Origin of the sequence: Psychrobacter sp. TWR1-1-1, assembly GCF_049895865.1 — a bacterium.
Classification (GTDB): Bacteria; Pseudomonadota; Gammaproteobacteria; order Pseudomonadales; family Moraxellaceae; genus Psychrobacter; species Psychrobacter immobilis_A.
Map to the genome: position 1 here is coordinate 210,727 of NZ_JAFCTE010000005.1, position 22,923 is coordinate 233,649.

The window sequence follows — 22,923 nt, forward strand, 5'->3', positions numbered from 1 at the left end:
AAACACGATAAAATGGCGGACTAAATTGGCTGAGTTTATTGTTTAAAATGAATGTTATTGCTTAATACCGTTTATTGTTTAACACAGTATCACGTATTATTATGAATCCAAAATTAACTTACTTTCGTTACAGTTTGCTCAAAAGCCAAGTACTTGACTTTATAAGCATTTATTAACTTAATATTCACAAGCCATAAGATATCATTCACTGTAGCTTGGCGGCTATTATAGCAACAGTGGCGACAAATATCAGTTACCAAATGTTATGGATAACACTGTTAGTATAGCCTTTGGTTGTCTATAGACTAAGCGCAGAATGCCTTGCCATGCCAATCGTACTAGGGCACTTAGCTGACTGATAAACTGATGAAACTGGTATTAAGAGACAGCTATAATTTAAAAACTGATCATACTTTCAATAATCATACGTTCACTAACCATATTCTTAATAATGACATAACGGAATAACCCTATGAGCACCACGAATACCTCACGATCCTCTACCCAATCGACCCCTGATAATCAATGGGTGCTCGCCAGTAATAATAAAGGCAAACTGGCTGAGTTTAAAAGGCTGTTTGCCGAGGCAGATTTGGATGTGACAATCATCCCGCAAGGACAGCTTGATATCGAAGATGCAGTTGAGGATGGTTTAAGTTTTGTAGAAAACGCTATTATCAAAGCGCGACATGCCAGCCGTATCAGCGGACTGCCTGCGATTGCTGATGATTCAGGACTATGTGTGCCAGTATTAGGTAACGCACCGGGGATTTACTCCGCTCGCTATGCTGGTGAACATGGCAATGATGGCAAAAACAACGCCAAGCTCATCGCTGACTTGCAGCCTATCCGTGATGCGCAAGCTAACGAGCCTATTAAAGGGTTATTTGTTTGCGTACTGGCGATGGTGCGCCATGCTGATGATCCTCTACCGATTATCGCGCAAGGTCTATGGCAAGGTGAGATTTTAGAGACAGCGCATGGTGATGGCGGTTTTGGTTATGATCCGCTGTTTTGGTTGCCAGAGTTACAAGCTAGCGCCGCGAGCTTAAGTGCTGCTGATAAAAATAGCATTAGCCATCGGGGCCAAGCGATTCAGCAATTATTGGCGCAGTTACCGTTGTAGATAACCCCTAAAAGCTATAGTCGATTCAATTTATTCCTTTAGCTATTAATGCTGATACAAGAAAGTCTAGTGCAGAGGTACAAATCGTACTCTAAGCGAGATTGACGATGTAGCATATTCAAAGGGGATGGACGATAAAGAGATAATTTTTACTTTAATAAACAGATAGATTATACTGTTCTACTTTTAAAATTTTGTTGAAAGCCGTTATTTGTCTGTATAATTCACCAAAAAGCGTTATTATTCGGTGCATTAACGGTTTATGATTGATATCTGATAGCGCCTATTACTAAGATACCCGTTTCACATTTTAGTATCAGTCAGCGCCAGTGGTGACCAAAGGCGATTGCTCAAGGTACTGACTTTGACATTGCGCGCTATCGCTATCCCCTATTTATTCCAACGGCAACCCATGGTACACGCCCGTAATTTGAGGCACGGTTTGTCTATTACCATTTAACCCTAAGTACTATTTAATCAAACGTACTATTTAATCCTAAAGGTGTAATTAACATGGCTACAGATTTACAAGTCACAACCAACAAGTTATCTAATAAAGAAACCCAATTGACAGTTAAAGTACCTGTCGAAAAAATTCAAAACAAAGTCGAAGGTCGTATTCGCCAAGTTGCGAAAACTGCCAAGATTGACGGTTTCCGTAAGGGTAACGTCCCTATGTCACACATCCGCTCTCAGTACGGTGCTGGCATTCAACAAGAAGTCATCAACGATGTGATCCGTGATACCGTTTTTGAAGCGATCAAATCTGAAGACATCCGCGCGGTTGGCATGCCTAACATCGACGACGTAAAACTTGAAGATGATTTCTTGGTTTATCAAGCCACTGTTGAAATCTTCCCAGAAGTAGACGTACAAGGTATCGATGAGATCGAAGTTGAGCGTCACACGGCTAAAGTAAGCGAAGAAGACGTCGACACTATGATCGAAAACCTTCAAAAGCAACGTGAAGAATTCGTTGAGAAAAAAGGTAAAGCGGACAAAGGCAATCAAGTAACTTTTGACTTTGAAGGCTCTATCGATGGCGAAAAATTCGAAGGCGGTTCTGCTGAAGACTTTAAACTGGTTATCGGTAGCAACCAGATGATTCCTGGTTTTGAAGCGGGTATCAAAGGCATGAAAGCTGGCGAAGAGAAAGTTATCGACGTGACTTTCCCAGAAGATTACCAAGCTGAAAACTTAGCGGGTAAAGAAGCTCAGTTCAAAATCAATGTCAAATTGGTTGAAAAATCTAAGCTACCTGAAATCAACGAAGAGTTCCTTGAGCTATTCGGCGTGAAAGAAGGCGGCGTTGAGAAGTTGAAAGAAGACGTTCGCAAAAACATGGAACGCGAAATCAAAAACGCGGCTCGTAGCCAAGTTAAGCAAGCGACTTTTGACGCATTGCTAGAAAAGAACGAGTTTGACGTACCAAACGCCATGCTAGAGCAAGAAATCGAGCGTCAACGCAACATGATGATGCAACGTTTTTCTCAGCAGTTCGGTGCCAATGCTGATAGCTTCGATAAAGACATGCTACCAAATGAGCTATTTGAAGAGCAAGCGCTACGTGCTGCCCGTCTTGGCATCATCGTTGCTCGCGTTATCGATACCAAAGGCTTAGAAGTCGATCAAGAACGCGTTGAAACCTTCATCAAAGAAGCGGCTGAAAACTACGAAGATCCAAGTGAAGTAATCGAATACTACACCAATGACAAGCAGCAGCGCGCTAACATTGAGTCTGTGGTATTAGAAGACCAAGTAGTTGATTATTTAATTGAGCAAGGTAAAGTAACTGACAAAGAAGTTAGCTACCAAGACCTATTAGCTGCACAGCAACAACAGCAGCAAGGCATGTAATTTAGTGAGATAACTTAGCAATTTGCCATTCAATGGCAAATTGCTAATCTCAATCTAAACACGCTCTAACATAATGCTCTAACGCAATGCTCTAACATATGTGTTAGGGCATTTTTATTGGGGATTTATATGCTATCTTTATGGACAGTTTATCACCAAGCCCCTTGATAAATGGTTACAGACGCCTTATTAATAGTGAGTCAATCATTTTATTAATAGCACTCATGTTATAAATAGAAAATTATTTTTCACATGAAAAAGTTACTATTGCCTCAATAAAAAAGTTACCATTAGCTCAATTATTTTTAGCGATATCTGGCGCTTATTATTTCAGCCAGCGAATATTATTAAAAAGCGGCAACATCTAGCATGATGAGCAGCCATACAAGCGTAGCCGCTCGCTAGCTTCAATCCCTTTATTTTATGTACTTATAAACAGGACATCTTTATGACAGATTATGATCGCATCACTGCCAACCCACATTTTGATATGCTGATGAGTGCGCACAATGACGCACAAGGCATGCAATATACCCAAAGCGCCCCTCAAGCTGCGCATGCAGCATTAGTGCCAATGGTCGTTGAACAATCCTCTCGCGGTGAACGCTCGTTTGATATTTTCTCTCGTCTATTGCGTGAGCGCGTTATCTTTTTGACCGGTCAAGTCGAAGACCATATGGCCAATCTAATCGTCGCACAGTTGCTATTTTTAGAAGCAGAAAACCCAGACAAAGACATTCATTTGTATATCAATTCACCAGGCGGCTCAGTGAGTGCAGGCTTGGCAATCTTTGATACCATGAACTTCATCAAACCTGAAGTGTCAACCATCTGTATGGGCGGTGCTTATAGCATGGGCTCGTTCTTGCTCGCGGCTGGTCAAAAAGGCAAACGTTACTCTCTTGCCAATGCTCGTGTCATGATTCATCAGCCTTCAGGCGGCGCGCAAGGTCAAGCAACCGATATCGAAATTAATGCGCGTGAAATTCTAAAAACGCGTGCCCGTTTAAATGAGATTTTGGCAGAACGTACTGGTCAACCATTAGAGAAAATTGAAAAAGACGTTGAGCGTGACTTTTGGTTAGATGCGAAAGAAGCCAAAGAATACGGTCTGGTTGATGAAGTATTAGAGCGCCGCCCTACTTCTTTATAATTACCGCATAAGAGCAAAAGCTTTGATGGGCATCAAAAGCCTGAGCGTTATACGTTTTGGCTTTGATGTAAAAATCAAAATATTTGTAAGTTTTAAATTTTAGGAGCGCCTTTTATGGCAGAAGATAACACCCCGCATTGCTCGTTTTGCGGCAAAGCCAAAAGCGATGTACAGCAGCTGATTGCCGCTGACGATGCCAATATCTGTAATGAATGTATTGAGCTATGTACCGATTTAATCGCTGACAGCGCCGAAGATGGCGATGATGACAGCGACATTGATACGTCTTGGGTCAATAAAAAGCTACCAACGCCAAAAGAGCTGCGTGCTAAGCTTGACGAATACGTCATTGGACAAGACGCTGCTAAAAAAGCACTAGCCGTTGCCGTCTATAACCATTATAAGCGCCTAAAAGTTAGCCAAACCTTAGCCAATGACAGCAAGAAAGCGAAGATTGGCGCTGACGATGCCATGGTTGAATTGGCTAAGAGCAATATCTTGCTGATTGGCCCAACGGGTTCTGGTAAGACCTTACTGGCGCAAACCTTGGCGCGTTTACTGGATGTGCCTTTTGCGATGGCCGATGCGACGACCTTGACCGAGGCCGGTTATGTCGGCGAAGATGTCGAAAATATCGTGCAAAAACTTTTGCAAGCATCAGATTATGACGTGAGCAAAGCGGAACAAGGCATCATCTATATCGATGAGATTGATAAAATCAGTAAGAAAGGCGACAACCCGTCTATCACCCGTGATGTGTCAGGCGAAGGCGTACAGCAAGCGTTGCTAAAGCTTATCGAAGGTACGGTTGCTGCCATTCCGCCGCACGGTGGGCGCAAACATCCACAGCAAGAGCTGATCCAAGTTGATACGAGTAACATCTTAATCATCGTCGGCGGGGCGTTTGCCGGTCTTGATGCGGTTATTCAGCAGCGTACAGAAAAAGGCGGTATTGGCTTTAATGCGGATGTCAGCTCAAAAGATGATAGCAAACGCAGTTCAGAATTACTGCAACAAGTAGAGCCTGAAGATTTGATCAAATTTGGTCTCATTCCTGAGCTCATCGGTCGTCTTCCTGTTCTCGCTGCGCTCACAGAGCTGGACGAGGACGCATTGGTTCAGATATTGACAGAACCAAAAAATGCCTTGGTTAAGCAATATAAGTATCTATTCGATATGGAAGGCGCTGACATTAGCTTTACCAAAGAAGCGCTCGATGCGATTGCCAAAAAAGCCATGGCGCGTAAGACTGGTGCTCGCGGACTGCGCTCTATCGTTGAAAATGCGCTCCTTGAGACTATGTACGAGTTGCCTTCTATGAAGAATGCCAAGACTGTCATCGTCGACGAGCAAGTGATTAATGAAGGTAAAACACCTGAAATCATCTTTTCTACCGACGACTCAGAGCAAATAGCGATAGATGCTTAGCGGTTGTTATCAGCTTTATTAAAACTGTCATTGAAATAAAGGCGTCTAGCATACCTTATGCTAGACGTTTTTTTATGGCTGCTCACTTATGATCCTTTTATGACAGCCAATGTATGGATAAAGTGACAGCGGCGTCTATCAATCGTTCATAGCTAAAACCACAAAGCATGCTAAGGTAAATGTGCTACCAACACCTATCACTGATGAAACAAAGGACTGTTTATCATGCTTAACAATGTCACTTCTATCGCAACCTCATTACGTCAACACTTGCCTTTTCATACCACGACAGACCAAGATATTACCCCTTATTATCATAATCATGTCGCGGCTATTACGGGGGCTGGCTCTGGTATGGGGCGCGAGTTGGCTATTCATTTAGCAAAGATGGGCTGCCACGTGGCGCTCTCCGATATCAACGCGGCGCAACTGGCACAGACCAAAGAATTGCTCGTCGGTTATGACATCAAAGCGACTATAACAGTACTTGATGTCTCAGACAATAAAGCCGTGGAAGCGTGGGCAGATAGCGTCATGACAGACCATGGCAAAGTGAACTTCATCTTTAATAATGCAGGCGTGGCGCTATATTCGACCGTAGAAGGCAGTAGCATTAGCGAGCTTGAATGGGTGATGGACATCAATTTTTGGGGTGTGGTCTATGGCACTAAAGCATTTTTACCGTTAATCAAAAGCAGTGTCAAACAAAGCGAATCGACGAATGGCAGCAAAAAAAACAGATCGCGCCAATTTAACGAGCATGGTCACATCATTAATATCTCAAGCCTGTTTGGCTTAACCGCGCAGCCATCACAATCTGCGTATAACGCCAGTAAATTTGCTGTACGCGGCTTTACCGAAAGCTTACGTCAAGAGCTAGATATTCAGCGCTGCGGTGTGTCAGCGACCTGCATTCATCCCGGCGGAATTAAAACCAATATTGCCAATAGTGCCCGTGGCAATGATAGTATCAATGATATTGGCATGCGTACTGGCCCCAAAGCCATTAAGAGCTTTAATAAATTCCTGAAATTTGATGCAAGCCATGCCGCTTTGATTATTTTGCAGGCTGCCGCGACCAATCAACCGCGCTGTCTGATTGGCAATGATGCCAAAATAATCGACGCGGTACAGCGTGTCTTTCCAGCGACATACAGTCAAATATTGAACGATGTCCATACGCTCTCTCGTAAGCTCAAACCACGCCGCCATAAAAAACCAAGCACACCAAAATAATATATTCTAAGAGTATTTGCCCACAAAAAAGCGCTTAAATATTGATAATATTTAAGCGCTTTTTTGATCGATAGAATTTCAATACTGTCTTTCAATATCGTTCTTCATACGGTATGAAATTAATTCATATCACTCTAAAGCCAAAACACTTTATCTATTTATATACTTTAAGTATTTAATATTTGGTACAATTATGTTTCTAGCAACTTACAGATTGATGACTCATTCAGATTTTTTGCACAAAAATTAAGATTACTTCTGTCATTTTGACAGCTAAATTATCATAAAAATATATTATTACATATTATTTTTGATAATAAGGATATTCCAATGAAAATACTTTTAAGGGTCAAACCCTCTTCCTCCGTTTTACTGGCTGCTATCTTTGCTATTGGTGCAGTTAGCCTGTCAGGCTGTAGTGAATCAGATACTAAGGCTGTCGACCGTGTCGAAGAAGCTGAAGCATTAGCCCGTGTTAAGTCACTTGAGGCACGTGCCGCAGAAATTAAAGACGAGATGGCTGCAAATCCAAGCGCCAAACTGACCGTTAGCATGCCAGATGAATCCACTATTCCAGATGATGAGTTTGGCGCAGCAGTACGTCGCGGCTTACAAATCGCCAATCATACTTATAAAGAGATGCCTGACAATGTCGGCAACCAGTTGAACTGTACCAGCTGTCACTTGGGTAACGGCTCAGAGGCTTACGCAGCGCCTTGGAATGGCATGCCGGGCATTTATCCTATTTATCGGTCACGTGCTGGTCGCGTTAATTCAATACAAGAGCGCATCAATGGCTGTTTTGAACGCTCAATGAATGGCAAAGCACTTGACCTAGGTTCAGATGATATGAATGCGATGGTGTCTTATATGAGCTGGCTATCACAGGGCTTGCCTTATGGCGTCTCGCCTGAAGGTCGCGGTTTTGTTAAGGTAGACAAAACTTTAGAGCCAAATACGGACAATGGCAAAAAGCTGTTTGCTGAAAAATGTAGCGTTTGCCATGGTGAAAATGGCGAAGGTCAATATAATGACGATGGCACTTATATCTATCCAGCAGTAGCTGGAGACAAGTCCTTCAACGATGGTGCAGGTATGGCGCGAACTTATACAGCAGCGGCCTTTATCAAAGGCAAAATGCCCTTTGGTCAAGGTAACTCGCTTAGTGACCAAGAAGCGGTCGATATTGCCGCTTACTTTACCCATCTGCCGCGACCTATCAAAGCCAACAAAGACAAAGACTGGCCCAATGGTGATGCCCCTAAAGATGTACGCCGCTAGTTTTAAGCACCTTTAAAAATTACCATAAAAAAGCCCAGTTATTTAATAGCTGGGCTTTTTTATTATGGACAGTTAGGACGATTTGCGTCCTTTATCTCTAATTTAAGGCAATTTCATATCACCATCAACCAGCCAGCCCACGCGGCGCATCACATGAGCGACCACCCCTGCAATTAGGGCAGGTAATACAAACATCAACAAAATAATCGCTGTCCATAACTGAGTACTACTCATGATTTCTTGTGACGCTTCAATCACTCCAAATACGCCGACCAATCCGGCGGTACCCATACCCGCACCCGTTGCTGTACATGCCAGTCCAAAACCTACTGTCGCAATAGGACCAACGATGGCGCTGGCAATCACAGCAGGCAACAACACCAGCGGTTTTTTTAATACATTAGGAATCTGTAGCATACTGGTGCCCAGACCTTGAGATATTACGCCACTGACGCCGTTGTCTTTAAAGCTTGCAACGGCAAAACCAATCATGTGTGCCGCACAGCCTACCACTGCTGCCCCGCCTGCTACGCCACCAAGCCCAATTGCGATACAAATAGCAGCGCTGGACGTTGGCAATGTCAATAAAATACCCACCACCACTGCAATCACAATACCCATTAACAGAGGCTGTAACTCAGTGGCCGCTTGAATACCTTGACCAATGGCAGCGACCGCAGCGACGATAGGTGGATTCAATAGGGCGCAAACTGCTAATGCTACCGCGCATACCAATAAAGGAACCAATAGAATATCGAGCTTGGTTTTGCCAGCGACCCAAGTACCAGCACGATAAGCAAATACCGAGGTCAAATACGCCCCTATCGGATTGCCCGGTAAGGCGGCAAAGGTCGCAGGTCCGCCTACTTGGGGCGTAAATAACGTCCCTGCCATTAATGCTTCAGAGTGTGCGCCAAGCATACCCGCCACCAAGCAGCTGAGCATGACGAGCGTCGGTGCTTTAAGGTAATAGGCGATACCTACTCCGATACCCGCACCCATTAGTACTGAGGCAAGCTTGCCCACCGCAACCAATGCGGGCAAATCTAACCAGCCACCGATTTGCGAGATGATTAGACCAGCAATCAATGTGACAAATAGCCCTAAAGCCATACCAGTAAACGCATCAATAAAATACTTTTGGAAAAATGCTTTAATAAAGCCAGTAAGCGGTGTTGCTAAATGAGAGACTGTCATAGCCATGCTCTTTATAAAATTTTTGATGAAAGGTAATAAACCAACAGAAAAATAACTTTGCTAAAAATCAGAGATAAAAAAAACGTCATTGCGACGCTTTTTTTATTATTCATAAAGAACTATAACTGTCATTAAACAGCGCAACTTAACGACGCTGTTCAACAATAATGGAGTCAATACCGTTATTCTGTAGGCGCTGCTGAGCAGTGGTTACTGCTTGGCGGTTATTCATCGGGCGAGAAATAACTTGATAGATTGGCATACCATTACCCGTCGTATTCTTGACCACGCGAGCGTCTACACCTGCCATCAACACTTGAGCACGGCGGCGATCTGCTTCATCCGCATCACCGAAGCTGTTGATCTGCAAAATGTAAGTTGCCGCAGGTTTTGCAGCCTGAACGCTAGCAGTACCTGAGCCTGCATTATTGGTGGACGTATTATTGCTACTAGCAGGCGTCGATCCATCATAGGTCGCGTCTTCTTCAACGATCACAATGTCATCGCCGCTATTACTGGTAGCAGCGCTATTACCACGACTGGGCGCAATCACTGTGTTTTCAGAGATACCAAAGTTACCAGTATCATCATTGCGACTGGCTGAACCATCTTCAGGTTGAGTCACCACTACATCAGGCTCAAAGGCACTGATATCCCCTATGCGATCATTGCCTGTCTCAGCAATATCTTCATCAGGAATAGTCGCCATCTCCTGATTGGGCAAAATATCATAGAACTCATAATCACCATTATCAGTATCAGTGTCGACACGTGGCTGTACCTGACGATCAGGATCATTACCAGCGGTGCTGTCAGAGGGACTGAAATCAAATAATGGTGACAAGTATATAAATACCCCTATCATAAGGGTCAATACAGCCCCAACAAACATCCACAATAAGCCTGATACGCTACTTGTTTTGCGTTTTTCAGTCGCACCTTTAGGTTTTTTGGCTAGCATGGATCTGGTTCTCCCTACTGAATCTAACTATCATCAAATTATGGCTGGCAGTCATCTATACTCATACTACATGTTAGAAAGTTACTATATAATAGAAAAAAACTACATGCTAGATGGTGCCGACAACCCTAACAAACTAAGACCATTGACCAATACTTGACGTACGGCTTTAGACAAACGCAAACGGGCTTGCATCAATTCCATCTCATCCAAGCTTGGTGTCTCACCTGAGGTCAAACTCACTGGCAAAATGCGATTGCTGTCATACCAACCATGAAATAGCGCTGCCAACTCTTTAAGATAGTTGGTCAAGACATGTGGCTCATAACCCGTCGCGGCGCGTAATAATGTCGCTGGATATCCTGCTAATAATTTAATCAGCTCGTCTTCGTTTGGTGCGCTAAGTAAGTTTTGATGTTCTAAACCAATCGCATCGTCTACCACAAGACCACTGTTTTGTAGCTTTTCTAATACTCGGCAAACACGAGCATGCGCGTATTGAATGTAATACACTTGATTGTCTTTGCTTTGTGATTTAGCCAGCGCCAAATCAAAATCAATGTGCACTTCAGGCTTACGGGCGACATAATAAAAACGCGCGGCGTCGTTACCAACTTCGGCACGTAAATCACGCAGGGTGACAAATTGACCTGAACGCGAGGACATTTGCACTTTTTCACTGCCACGCCATAGTGCAACAAATTGCACAAGCACCACATCTAAACGCTCAGCATCAATACCAAGCGCCAATAAAGCGGCTTTTACGCGTGGCACATAACCATGGTGATCGGCACCCCAAACATTGACCACTTTATCAAAACCGCGATCAAATTTATTTTTGTGATACGCAATATCAGAGGCAAAATAAGTAGATTGACCATTGGCACGGCGCACAACACGGTCTTTTTCATCACCAAAATCGGTTGATTTAAACCAAATATTACCGTCTTTTTCGTATAGATAGCCTTTTTCATCTAAGGTTTGCAAGACTGGCTCAATATCGCTATCAATAGACCGTTCGCTAAACCAGCACTCGTAGCGCACACCAAAGTCATTTAAGTCATCTTTGATATCGGCTAAAATACTGCTCAATGCCGCATTTAAAAACAGCTCATAACCTTCACCAAGCAAGGCTTTACTGTTGGCAATCAAGCCATCAATATGCGCTTCTTTGTCACCTGATAGCAGTGTTTTTTCGCCGTCCGCATTAATCTCAAACTCAGCATCTGCTGGCACATCTTTGGCGATTGCTGCAAAGCTATGAACGTAATGATCACCGTGTTGCGCTTTTAACGTTTGGGCGATGTCACTGACATAATCACCTTGATAGCCATTGACTGGGAAGATTATTTCCTCACCGTTGGTTTCCAGATAACGCAAATAGGTACTGGTCGCCAAGATATCCATCTGCCGACCCGCATCGTTGACATAATACTCACGCGTGACGTCATAACCAATCGCTTCCAGCAAGTTTGCCACGCTCATACCGAACGCTGCACCGCGACCATGCCCAACGTGCAAACTTGACGTTGGATTGGCAGAGACAAACTCAACCTGAATTTTTTGCCCGTCAAACTGATCGCTTAAACCAAAGCGATCTTGCAAGGCAAAGATATCATCTAATACCGCAAACTTGGCTTCCGCATTTAAGAACACGTTAATAAAGCCTGGACCTGCGATTTCTACTTGGCGAATGTCTTGGTTTTCAGGCAGCGCATTGACGATTTTTTCGGCAAGCTGTCGTGGATTGACCTTAGCAGCTTTGGCCGCTGTCAGCGCAATATTACTGGCAAAATCACCATGGCTTAAGTCTTTAGTACGGGTGATTTGGCTATTATTTTGCCAATCGCTTGGTAACGTGCCATCTGCTTGTAGGGTTTGAATCGCATCGTTAAATAGTGATGCAAGTGTATCAATTTGGGCTTGTGACATAAGGATTTGAACTCAGTTAAATAAACAACAAAAACGGTATAAAATGTGGCGAATGCGAGCAGCCAATAACTGCCTATTATAATAGCGACCGACATTGCAGGGGATAAAATAATACAAAAAAGATAAGTAACCTGTAAATATAACAATCTTTGCCCTGCATTGCACTATGTGCACCAAAATTAGCACTAAAATCTTACGGTTATGACAGTTAACACTGATAATTTAGGTGACTAGGTCGTGTCCTCATTGTAAAAATGGTGATAAAAAGGAGATAAATTGCCGCTAAACAAGGAAAGTAATGCAAATAATATCGAGATATTGATAAGCTATTTGACGATGTTTGGCAAAATTTAGCCATTTTTAGCCCATTTAGAGGTTAATCGATTTAATTGAAGACACGTCCTAACAGACGCGTTGCCTGTGCTTTAATTCACGATAAGTCAGATTAAAATATTTTAAATAGATCAGCATTTAGCGCTGTTACCGATCAGTCAGCCCTGCAAATTGTAGCGTTACTGTTGTCTCCTACTTAGCAGCAGTTTATACCTGCTCGCTTCCGCGTTATAATAACGGTTTGTATTGCTGCCTGCTTTTTTCTGACTTATTTTATGGATTACTGCTTATATCATGAATGGTGATACTTCATTTTGAAGGCAATTATTATTAAAAGATCCATAAAATAATAGAAATAAATAAAGACGGCGTTACTACTTTATAGGATTATGCCATGTTTGCTATTGCTGCCAGTACAGTTACCAGTTGGGGATTGTATGTTTTACTACCCATATTCATCGCCTTCTTATTTTTTATTATGTGGGATATCTCTAAAGAATCTCAAGCTGGGCGCGCGGGCACATTTTGGATTTTCTTAGCACTAGGCGCAGGGTTTGTGGGCTTCTTACTCAAGCTATTGTTGGAAGTCGCTTTTAAAAGGTGGTTGATATAATTTTTATATAATTAAGCCGTGTCTTCACTGTCAATGATAGGTAATAAATAACTCGCCTATCACTGTAAATAGACGGTTAAATAATCAATTAAAAAATGCATGGCTCATGACGGCTTCACTTTATAGTGTGTCAATCATTCCTATCAGAATATCACTCACTGAGCCTTGCTATCATTTTTTACGACTTCACTCACGTAAGTTGGTAAATCCCACGCACCACCGGCAAAGCCTCGGCACATTCCTGAGCTGGAATCTCCCGATTTGGCAAATGTTTGACCATTCCAAACCCATATCGCATGATTCCAGCAATCACCAACCCCTCGATCTTTATGCACAGCCCAAATCTCGCCATCAGAATAGTCATTGCCTGCCGTAGTGATCAGTTTTGGCTTGCTTGGTTTGTCATGATTAATAAGCCAATAACCCGAACTCTCATTATATGCGCCTTGCCAGCACAGATGGCTAGCAAGCGTATGGGTGGCATCTACGGGTGTAAACGTCCAATCCAGTCTATCAGAACCATACTCTTGCATTCGTTGGTACACTTCGGTTTTTGGATTAATCAGCTCACAGTCTCCCATATCATCTTCAGAGCCTATAAGCTCCTTGGCATCAATATCGATCCACTTGTTTATATTGACCTGAAAGTACGCCTGTTTTGATGCAGATAGTGTCTTATTTTCTTTTTCTGAATACGAGAATGCCTTTTTGATGATTGGCTTTGGCTTAGCGGATTTCGGTATTTGCTTACTTGTGTGGTTTTGACTTACCAATGCTATTGGCGTGCCCACTCTGCCTTGTACCTCATCAAGTTTTAGCAGCACGGCACTCATACCTTTGTCGCTAATAGACCAATTTTTACCACCCGCTCTTATCTCTATCTTAGTATTTTGACGCGAATGACTCAGAAGTTGCTGAGTTTGCTTGGTGGTTAAATCATAGGCGTAACCGTCCGCATCTGCCTGTATCTCGCCATAGTTCTTACCATTTAACCAAAGCTCAGCCTCGGTATTATTCTGCTTTGGAACCTCTGGTAAAAACTGTACTGTGGCACTTGGTAAAGAAACTTTAGGTAATACTGTGAGCAATATTGAGGCAGAAGTATCTAACTGATCCTCCTCTGCATAACCTGCTGCGCGACAAGTCAATGTATTATCACAAACCACTTGCCAATCATCCTGCACAAAGCCCCACCCTTCAAATGGCGTACCATAGGCAGCATGAGCTGATATGGACGTCAATGGCAGCAAGCCCATCATAGCGCTGAGCAAAATCGTTAATTTTTTCACTGTCCATATTCCCTATGAGTGATACAGTACGCACGCGCTACTTTTTGGCAATCAAAGTCGCACGCATCGGCGCAGGATAGCCTTCAAGCGTTTTGCTAGAATCATTAGGATCTAAGAAGTCGGCTAGCGAATGATAAGTCATCCATTCTGTTTTGCGCTGCTCATCGATAGAAGTCGTTGCCACATCGATACAACGTACGTCTGAGAATCCTGCTTTTTCTAGCCAGCCTATCAATGCCGCGACTGATGGTAAAAAATACACGTTATTCATCTGGGCATAGCGGTCATGGGGCACCAGTACGGTATTGGCATCACCTTCGATAACCAAGGTTTCAAGCACCAATTCACCGCCTTTGACCAACTGCCCTTTAAGCTGTTGTAAATGCTCAAACGGCGATTGGCGATGATAGAGCACCCCCATGCTAAATACAGTATCAAACAGCTGACTGTGCTCGGGCAATGCTTCAAGTGGTACGGGGATATAATGCGTTTTATAGCTATCAGCAGCCCCGACAAAATGACGAATCGCCATAAACTGATGATAAAACAAGCAAGACGGATCAATGATAATGACCGTATCCGCGCCAGCGCCAGCCATACGCCAGCCGTGATAGCCAGAGCCACCGCCTACATCTAATACGCGACGACCTTTTAAATTACCCAAATGCGGTGCGACTCGTTGCCACTTCCAATCACTGTGCCATTCGGTATCAATCAATATTGGCGCGGCTTGTTGGTCTTCATTCTGACCACTATCAATTTGAGTTTCGAGCTGACCACCAATTTGAAAAGGCCCTTTGCGCCAAGGCATCAGCTGTTTTAATAATGCCATTGTTTGTTTGCGCTGAGACTCACTAAGATTTGCCTCAATCGTCAGGACATCACTGTTTAGATCGACATTATTGACGGTTAATGTTGGCAAGCGTGCTACCGAGGCTTGATAAGCAGGTGCATGCGCGTAGTTGGCTTTGTCCTTGATATCATTTAACCATGTTGGCAAGCGCGTCAGCCATTCATAAACACTCGGCTGTTGCTGGGCTAACTCAAACAAGGTTAAATATAATGCGCGTTCGGCGTGGGTGATAGTGTTGTTAAGCATAGAAGCAGGTTACCGTATTGATCAAAAAACAACTGTGTTAAAAATAAGGATTATTTAAACGCCACAATAGAGACGAAGTTTAAAAACTGAAACCACGTGAGATGACGCTCGAATCCAACATCACTCAGGCGCGCATGATGCTCGTCTAAGGTATCAGTAATTAATACGTTTTCTAACGCATTACGTTTGCCGCTGATTTCCATCTCGCTATAACCATTGGCACGCTTGAAGTCGTAATAACGCTCAACCAACCATGCATCATATTGCTCATCAAAAGCATGGGTTTTTTCAGTTAATACCAGTATCCCGCCTTCACTTAACGCTGCATAAATTTTCTCTAATACTGCGACTCTATCGGCAGCGGGCAAAAACTGTAAGGTTAAGTTCAAAATCACCATATCGCACGGCTCAAGCTCGACATCGCGAATATCAGCGGTAATCACTTCGATGTCATGCTCAGGATAATTTTCACTCAGTAGCGTGGTCGCTTCGGTCTTCATCGCTGGTGAGATATCAATCGCCTTAATCTGCAAATCTTGCGGCTCAAACTCACCCGCCAACGTCATGCTTGCTGCGCCAAGTGAACAGCCCAAATCATACACTCGACTGACGCGCTGACCATTATCGCTCTGTTGACGATACTTACAATGGCGTCGGGCAAATATGGGTAACATCGCTAGCACCTGACCATAACCGGGCACACTGCGACGAATCATATCAGGGAAACAAGCCACCACTTGCTCATCAAAGGAGAAGCGAGCCGCTTTATCGAGTGGCGTGGTAAACGGTTTGTCAAATAGGGTGTCGTGTTTAACAATAGCAGGCTTAGATTGACTCATGGTGCGACTCATTTTGTGATGATAGAACTTAAATTAGGAAATAATTGATGGTCTTGCTTGTCATTATTAGCTGAAAGCGGCACGACGTAGCAAAAGCCCATTATAACATTACTGTTTGTTACTTATCGCGGTCAGATGCCCTGCTAAGCTAAATACGTATTGCTAAGTAAAAAACACTTGGCTCGCATTTTATATTTATAAAAATAGGAAAGATTATGCAAACCATTATTTTGGGTGGCGGCTGTTTTTGGTGCACTGAATCGGTATTTTTATCCGTAAAAGGTGTGCAATCTGTCGTCTCAGGCTACATGGGCGGTGACGCTGTTTCTGCCAACTACGAAGCGGTCTGTAGTGGCAATACAGGGCACGTTGAAGTCATCAAAATCGAGTTTGATGACTCTATCGTCCCGTTAGAAGTGATACTTGATGTTTTCTTTGCCACCCATGATCCCACCACAATGGATCGTCAAGGCAATGACGTCGGCAGCCAGTACCGCAGCGTGGTTTTTTATACCGAAGAAAATCAGAAACCAACGATTGACCGCACTATCAACAAACTGCGCGATATGGGCGTCAATGTGGTCACTGAAGTACATCCAGCTGTTGAGTTTTATCAAGCAGAAGAGACCCATCAGGATTTCTTTAATAAGAATCCAGGACAAGGGTATTGTAACTTTGCCATACCGCCAAAGCTTGCCAAATTGCGTAAAGAGTTTAGTCAATATATGGTGAGCTAAACGACAAAATGAAGATAATTTTTATTTAGAATAAAAAAACATCTTGGTATTTCATTATAGCCAAACGCTTATTGTATTAGCGTTTGGCTTTTTAACATCTTTAGCATTCTCACTCAAACAGTTATGATAGAAACAACTCAAATATAACCCTCAACGAATAAAGGCGAAGGTATGAACGCTGAATTTTGGCACAGCCGCTGGCAAGAGAAACGCATTGGCTTTAATCAGTCTGCGGTGAATCCATTATTAATGAGGTGCTTTGAGCAGTTAAACGTGCCAGCTGGTAGCCGTGTCTTTGTTCCTCTTTGCGGTAAATCGATTGATATGGCTTGGCTGGCAGCGCAAGGCTACGACGTTGTAGGCGTTGAATTGGTGGAAACAGCGGTACAAGCATTTTTTGCTGAGCAGAATATCTCCCCTACTGTGCACCAGCATACAGACAATCCAGCCATTAAATACTATCAAGGTCAGTTGTCAGGACAAACCATTACCTTATGGGTTGCTGATATTTTTGCACTGTTATCTGAGGATATCGGATCTGTAAAGGCGGTGTATGATAAAGCCGCATTGATTGCGCTGCCAGAAAATATGCGTACGAAGTATAGCGAGCATATATGTAAAATAAGTGGTCATGCACCACAATTTATCATCACTCTCACTTATGACCAAAGCAAAAAAGCGGGACCGCCGTTCTCTATCAGTAGCGAGAAAATACAGCAATATTATGGCGATAACTATCATATCAGCGAACTGACGAGTGAACCTACTTCTATAGGATCGGCACCTGAGCTAACAGTCTCGGAGCATGTTTGGCTATTGAAATAAGTGGTTAATAAATGAAATGAGTCGTTAATAAGCCCGTTTGCGTAGCGATTAATCAGTACTAAATTATGATGGAGAAATTGAATGAAAATATTCGTTGGGCTGATAAGTTTAATCTCTATTTTGCTAGTCACGCTCGCAGGTCCGCTGTACAAGTTTGGCTTAGTCGATTTAGCGACTGCGTTTGCAGGGTTTAAGTTTGGTGTATTTGCTGGTATCGCAGCATTGGTACTATTAGGCATACAGCTTTTATTTAAACGAGACACGGCTAGCCTTGGTAGCGTATTAACATCAGCAGCGCTTGCTATCATTGCCATTGCTATTCCACTAAGCATGATGAATACCGCCAAAAACGTACCGCCCATTCACGATATTTCAACCGACCTAGTGAATCCACCTGAATTTGTGGCCATTGCCCCACTGCGCGCTAATGCACCAAACCCAGTTGAGTATGCAGGTGTAGAGACTGCAACGCAGCAGCGCGCCGCCTACCCTGAATTACAAACATTGCGCTATAGCCAGTCAAAATCTCAGTTGATTGAGGCAACCAAACAAGCCATCGATAATTTAGGTTGGGAGCTTGTCAATATCGATGCTGACAAAGGTGTCATTGAAGCGACCGATACGACTGCTTGGTTCGGTTTTAAAGATGATGTCGTCGTGCGTATTACGGATAACAGTAGTGAACGTCTAGTAGATATTCGTAGCAAGTCACGGGTTGGTGGGAGCGATTTGGGCAAAAATGCGGTGCGTATTCATAAGTTGATTGAAGAGTTGGATGGGGTTTTGGGGGAGTAGTTGGGTGCAGCTTAACCTCAAACTTGGTTTGAGGCTTTAGAAATACTTGGAATAGTCGATCTTATTTGAATAAGATTATTTTTAATATCTATTACAGTTTTAAGATAATTCTGATATCTTCCAAATACTAGTGGCAAGGTTTGCTAGCTTTTTCTGACGGCTGTCAATGCTATTTAAATTCCATTTAGTATAATTTTTCGGTAAATTTTGAGTCATAGTTAGACTACTTCTAGAATAAATCATTAATTTTTCTTGATATGACTTATTGGATGCCTCACGATTATTACTAGTTTCCAGCAGAGTCATATTACCTAATCGATAAGTCATCGAGTCAATCTTAGTATCGTCAATATCCTCCCAAGAGTCATCGGGATTCTCAGGTAAGATATGTTCGATATTAAATTTATCATCATTTTCATCTCTACCAACTCCACTAACATTTTTTTCAATTTCACATAGAATGTGACGAACAATTTTTTTATTGCGATTGTCTGTAGTTTTTAGTTGCTTGGCCGCAAATGCACTTTTAAAAACCTCATCTTTTGGATAGATTTCATCTAACGCTTTAATTACTAAGCTTGCAGAGCTTAACTCTTTGCATTCAATTCTTACTGCTATTTTGTTGTAAAATCGCTCTTGTTCATTAGGTGGATTATTGCAAATTACATTATAACGGAATGACAATATGCTTATCGCACGTACGATTGATAAAAATCCTTTTCTATCACTTTCAAAAAAATTTTCATAGCTTGCAAGTAGTACCGAGAAAGGTTGTTTAACCCTGTACATACTTAATTGTTTCAAATACTTTGATTCTTCCGACCATCGAACATCTTGTATATCCTTTAAGGCAGTATAAGCGTCAGCCGACAACTCAATTTCTTTAACCAGCTTAAACGCGTCCTCTTTACTTTTAATATGTTTACGAATCGTTTTGAATAAATCTGTTTTGCGTATGAGTTTATGTCTACTATTCCAATAGACTCTTAAGAATTCAGGAAAACTCTCGTTTCCTAATAACGTAACAATGCTTTCCCACCGCTCTTCTAAGTGTTTTATTTGAGTATCATGCAATTCGTCAGCACTAGCTAAAGAGAATAAATAATTTTTTAATAGGTCAGTAGAAGAAAGACGAACACCTCGCGCGTTGAGCGTCTCAAATACTTTAAAAGCATTGAGCTCATCGTTCACAGTAATAACTGTGAAAAACAATTTATCTACTAAATCATCTAGAAACTGTGCAAAATTCTGACCACTAGAAGTTTCCATCCCAAACTTCTGCTTAATTTTATTTTTAAACCAATCAAAAGCTTTACGAATTCTATGTTCAGAAGCATGTAATCCACGTTGTGGCAGCTTATCCAGTGTGATTAAGTGATTACGATAATACTTATCATTGTGCCTGTTCAGCTTTAGGATTGGTGTTTCAATCAGAGTAACTGGGTCAGTATAGCCAATATAGTCATTTTTCAACTGATGTAAACGTTGGCCATTGCGGTCAGCGTCAACACTATTACTTACCATATCTTTTAAAAAACTTAGACCTGCTAGTATTAGAATACTAAGTGTTGTTAATCGCTGCTGACCATCGATAATATCAAACTGTTTATTATTTGTAGTTTGCAGTACCAAATACCCCATATAATGTGCAGATTCAGCATCTTCGATAAATAGTGCTTCTATATCTTGCCATAGCTCTTCCCACTCTAGGTCTGACCATGAGTAATCACGCTGAAAAGGAGGTACGCTATAACGTAAACCATTACCTAATAACTGACGAAAAGTGCTATTTGTCGTATTGAAATTCATTGTCATAGTTTTTCCTAAAAGGATTAAGTGATTAATTCAGTATTTTGAAAAGTAACATTATTTATGGTTGTAGGTTTTGTAACTCTATTAATAGTATAACAACGCTAGGATAAATAATATGACCTGTTAATGTGAGTAAACAACTTTAGTTGAAGCAGTCATTTCACTTAAACCCTCTCCTAACCTCACGCCACCGTCAATTTATAGTAACAGCTTACTTCGATACCTTTTCTTTACCAATGAGATTGGTTACTCTAAGTCCATACTGCACCAATCCGCTTTGCTTTCTCTTTTAATAACTATTTCAACGTTTATAGGATATTTTCATGCGTTTGACTCCAGTTTCTACTTTATCATTACTTAGCCTTGCTGTTGGGCTGAGTTTTGCTAGCACTGCTCAAGCAGCCAAACCACCAGCACCAAACTTATCTAATGCCGAGTTTCAACGATGCTTAGACGGTTTGAAAAACTCTAGCAAATTTCGCGGCGTCGATAGCTCTACTTTTAATAACTATCGCCCTAGCCAGCCGGATCCTAGCGTGATTCAGTCATTGAATTATCAGCCAGAGTTTCAAAAAGACGTTTGGGATTATTTATCTTCACTGGTCGATAAAGAGCGTGTAGAAGATGGCATCCGTGCCAAGCGTCAATGGGCGGATACGCTACGTCAAATTGAATCACGCTATGGCGTCAAAGCCGAGCACGTACTAGGTGTATGGGGCGTTGAGTCAAATTTTGGGCAGACATTGGGCAAAAAACCTTTGTTTGAGTCTTTAGCGACGCTGTCTTGTTTTGATCGCCGTCAGAGCTATTTCCAAGGTGAATACGCTAATGCGCTAAAAATCGTCCAAAACGGTGATATCGCGCCAAGTGATATGACCGGCTCATGGGCAGGCGCTTTTGGGCAAACGCAATTTATGCCAAGTACCTTTTTAGAGCTGGCAGTCGATTTTGATGGCGATGGTCGCCGTGATTTGGTCAATAGTGTGCCTGACGCGCTAGCCTCTACCGCCAACTTCTTAGATAAGCGTGGCTATCGTACGGGCGAGCCTTGGGGTTACGAAGTCAAGCTGCCCAGTGGATTTTGGGCAGCGTCTGACCGTAAAAACAAGAAGTCTATTAGCCACTGGCGCAATCAAGGTATCACGCTCGCCAATGGCAGTCCATTGCCTAACGATTTGAGCAGCGCAGGACTATTATTACCCGCTGGCAAAGATGGTCCTGCTTTCTTGGTCGGTAAAAACTTTGATACGTTTTACTCTTATAATGCGTCAGAAAATTATGCATTGGCAATCGCCCATTTATCAGACTTAATCACTAAAGAGGACAGCAGCAAAACTGACTTTGTCACGGCGTGGCCTACCGATGACCCTGGTATCAGTCGCCAGCAAGCCAAAGATATCCAGCAGGCGTTATTGAACGCGGGTTACGATATTGGTGGTGTTGATGGCATTATTGGCGACAATACCCGTATCGCGATTCAGCAATACCAATCTAGTCGTGGTATCTTGCCAGCGGATGGCCGCGCAGGACAGAAATTCTACCGTGCAATCATTGGAGATGCTGGAAACACAGCCTCGAAAAGCACGCAATACGGCAATCAATACGGACAGCCGTCGAATAGCCAGCCTTTAAACCCTGCCTCTGCTGATCGCATGGGACAGCTGATTCAGCAGCAAACGAGTACTCCTAATACTTACTCGACGCAGCCTTCTGTACAATCACCTACCTCTGGTAACACACGCTATCGCCGTGTCATTGGTAGCGACGGTGTGGTGAAGCTCGTTCGTGTTGACGAAGGTTCTTAGTATTCCGCGGATGTATCTTAGGTTAAACACATACTATACTAAGCACGCCCTAGATTAAGCACATAAAAAAAGCCACGTTAATAATAACGTGGCTTTTTTCATAAGGTTCATTCTTTATTTTTTAGTCAATTTTTAACTTAAACGATCGGTGGTGGGTTCGGTTTACCATTGTCACCATCCCAGTTCTCACGTGCTTTTTCATCTAGATCAGCAGGCGTCTTTGGCTCCCACTTGCCATTTTCTTTCCAAGTAGCATCACCCCAATCAGCATCTTCTTCTTTTCTGTCCAAGTCTTTGTAAGCTTGGCTAGGGTCGATACCGCGACGTTTCATGTCCGCTACTTGCTCTTCTAGTGTATGAAACTGCTCGGCAGCATGCATAGATTCTTCTAAGCCATCAAGCTCTTTTTTTAATGCATCGTTTTTAGCGTTACTCATCAGGTGCTCTCCTTAGTCAGTATTATTATGCGATTTATATACATTCGACTTATATGTATACAATATATACGTCAGTAATTTTAATATAAATAATGTATTTATTATCAATCTCTGATTAGTCTCAATATTACCAGTCTTAAATGGATTCACAACCGTTGACGCGTATGC

The 22,923-nt window shown here is 42.6% G+C and carries 19 protein-coding genes; 11 read left to right on the forward strand and 8 right to left on the reverse strand.

Annotated elements, in window-relative coordinates; all coding sequences use genetic code 11:
• Positions 1–472: 472 nt before the first annotated feature.
• From rdgB to ACP69U_RS07275, 6 genes are all read left to right on the forward strand, one after another.
• Positions 473–1,126 (forward strand): RdgB/HAM1 family non-canonical purine NTP pyrophosphatase, encoded by a 654-nt coding sequence (gene rdgB / locus ACP69U_RS07250; RefSeq protein ID WP_426138220.1) that lies wholly within the window; start codon positions 473–475, stop codon positions 1,124–1,126.
• Between the two features lie 513 nt (positions 1,127–1,639).
• On the forward strand, positions 1,640–2,983 hold the full coding sequence (gene tig / locus ACP69U_RS07255) for a trigger factor (protein WP_193008522.1): 1,344 nt from the start codon (positions 1,640–1,642) through the stop codon (positions 2,981–2,983).
• Between the two features lie 523 nt (positions 2,984–3,506).
• The gene (gene clpP / locus ACP69U_RS07260) at positions 3,507–4,136 is read left to right on the forward strand and encodes an ATP-dependent Clp endopeptidase proteolytic subunit ClpP (RefSeq protein ID WP_045448048.1); all 630 of its coding nucleotides are present in this window, start codon (positions 3,507–3,509) and stop codon (positions 4,134–4,136) included.
• Positions 4,137–4,250: 114 nt separating this feature from the next.
• Positions 4,251–5,564, forward strand: coding sequence for an ATP-dependent protease ATP-binding subunit ClpX (gene clpX, locus ACP69U_RS07265; RefSeq protein WP_087814795.1), 1,314 nt, complete (start codon positions 4,251–4,253; stop codon positions 5,562–5,564).
• Positions 5,565–5,789: 225 nt separating this feature from the next.
• Positions 5,790–6,800, forward strand: coding sequence for an SDR family oxidoreductase (locus ACP69U_RS07270; RefSeq protein WP_314885090.1), 1,011 nt, complete (start codon positions 5,790–5,792; stop codon positions 6,798–6,800).
• A gap of 330 nt (positions 6,801–7,130) precedes the next feature.
• Positions 7,131–8,081, forward strand: a complete 951-nt coding sequence (locus tag ACP69U_RS07275; RefSeq protein WP_087814797.1) for a c-type cytochrome — start codon at positions 7,131–7,133, stop codon at positions 8,079–8,081.
• A 102-nt stretch (positions 8,082–8,183) separates the two neighbouring features.
• On the opposite strand, the gene ACP69U_RS07280 is transcribed toward ACP69U_RS07275, so the two are convergent.
• The 3 genes from ACP69U_RS07280 to argS form a co-directional block, all read right to left on the reverse strand.
• On the reverse strand, positions 8,184–9,278 hold the full coding sequence (locus ACP69U_RS07280) for a PTS transporter subunit IIC (protein ID WP_193008519.1): 1,095 nt from the start codon (positions 9,276–9,278) through the stop codon (positions 8,184–8,186).
• A 145-nt stretch (positions 9,279–9,423) separates the two neighbouring features.
• On the reverse strand, positions 9,424–10,239 hold the full coding sequence (locus ACP69U_RS07285; RefSeq protein ID WP_426138221.1) for an SPOR domain-containing protein: 816 nt from the start codon (positions 10,237–10,239) through the stop codon (positions 9,424–9,426).
• Between the two features lie 102 nt (positions 10,240–10,341).
• Positions 10,342–12,171: an arginine--tRNA ligase gene (gene argS / locus ACP69U_RS07290; RefSeq protein WP_426138222.1), complete on the reverse strand. Its 1,830-nt coding sequence runs from the start codon at positions 12,169–12,171 to the stop codon at positions 10,342–10,344.
• Between the two features lie 727 nt (positions 12,172–12,898).
• On the opposite strand from argS, the gene ACP69U_RS07295 reads away from it, so the two are divergent.
• The gene (locus ACP69U_RS07295) at positions 12,899–13,117 is read left to right on the forward strand and encodes a DUF2788 domain-containing protein (protein WP_045448016.1); all 219 of its coding nucleotides are present in this window, start codon (positions 12,899–12,901) and stop codon (positions 13,115–13,117) included.
• Positions 13,118–13,272: 155 nt separating this feature from the next.
• Here the strand turns inward: ACP69U_RS07295 and ACP69U_RS07300 are convergent, their stop codons facing one another.
• The 3 genes from ACP69U_RS07300 to cmoA are packed head-to-tail and all read right to left on the reverse strand — an operon-like array spanning position 13,273 to position 16,356.
• On the reverse strand, positions 13,273–14,406 hold the full coding sequence (locus tag ACP69U_RS07300; protein ID WP_426138223.1) for a DUF1176 domain-containing protein: 1,134 nt from the start codon (positions 14,404–14,406) through the stop codon (positions 13,273–13,275).
• Between the two features lie 37 nt (positions 14,407–14,443).
• Positions 14,444–15,505, reverse strand: a complete 1,062-nt coding sequence (gene cmoB, locus ACP69U_RS07305) for a tRNA 5-methoxyuridine(34)/uridine 5-oxyacetic acid(34) synthase CmoB (protein WP_426138224.1) — start codon at positions 15,503–15,505, stop codon at positions 14,444–14,446.
• 50 nt (positions 15,506–15,555) lie between these two features.
• Positions 15,556–16,356, reverse strand: coding sequence for a carboxy-S-adenosyl-L-methionine synthase CmoA (cmoA, locus tag ACP69U_RS07310; protein ID WP_426138225.1), 801 nt, complete (start codon positions 16,354–16,356; stop codon positions 15,556–15,558).
• Between the two features lie 203 nt (positions 16,357–16,559).
• Between cmoA and msrA the strand changes: the two genes are divergently transcribed.
• The 3 genes from msrA (at position 16,560) to ACP69U_RS07325 (ending at position 18,701) form a co-directional block, all read left to right on the forward strand.
• Positions 16,560–17,081, forward strand: a complete 522-nt coding sequence (gene msrA / locus ACP69U_RS07315; RefSeq protein ID WP_045448022.1) for a peptide-methionine (S)-S-oxide reductase MsrA — start codon at positions 16,560–16,562, stop codon at positions 17,079–17,081.
• A 171-nt stretch (positions 17,082–17,252) separates the two neighbouring features.
• Complete coding sequence (tmpT, locus tag ACP69U_RS07320) at positions 17,253–17,906, forward strand: thiopurine S-methyltransferase (RefSeq protein WP_045455567.1); 654 nt, start codon at positions 17,253–17,255, stop codon at positions 17,904–17,906.
• Positions 17,907–17,987: 81 nt separating this feature from the next.
• Complete coding sequence (locus ACP69U_RS07325; RefSeq protein WP_426138226.1) at positions 17,988–18,701, forward strand: DUF1499 domain-containing protein; 714 nt, start codon at positions 17,988–17,990, stop codon at positions 18,699–18,701.
• A gap of 99 nt (positions 18,702–18,800) precedes the next feature.
• On the opposite strand, the gene ACP69U_RS07330 is transcribed toward ACP69U_RS07325, so the two are convergent.
• Entirely contained in the window at positions 18,801–20,516 is a 1,716-nt protein-coding gene (locus ACP69U_RS07330; RefSeq protein WP_201502596.1) for a DUF262 domain-containing protein, read from the reverse strand.
• 320 nt (positions 20,517–20,836) lie between these two features.
• On the opposite strand from ACP69U_RS07330, the gene ACP69U_RS07335 reads away from it, so the two are divergent.
• Positions 20,837–22,318 carry a lytic murein transglycosylase gene (locus tag ACP69U_RS07335; protein ID WP_426138227.1) on the forward strand — a complete coding sequence of 494 codons (1,482 nt, stop codon included), beginning with the start codon at positions 20,837–20,839 and terminating at the stop codon, positions 22,316–22,318.
• A 137-nt stretch (positions 22,319–22,455) separates the two neighbouring features.
• On the opposite strand, the gene ACP69U_RS07340 is transcribed toward ACP69U_RS07335, so the two are convergent.
• The gene (locus tag ACP69U_RS07340) at positions 22,456–22,755 is read right to left on the reverse strand and encodes a hypothetical protein (RefSeq protein WP_045455583.1); all 300 of its coding nucleotides are present in this window, start codon (positions 22,753–22,755) and stop codon (positions 22,456–22,458) included.
• Positions 22,756–22,923: the final 168 nt, after the last annotated feature.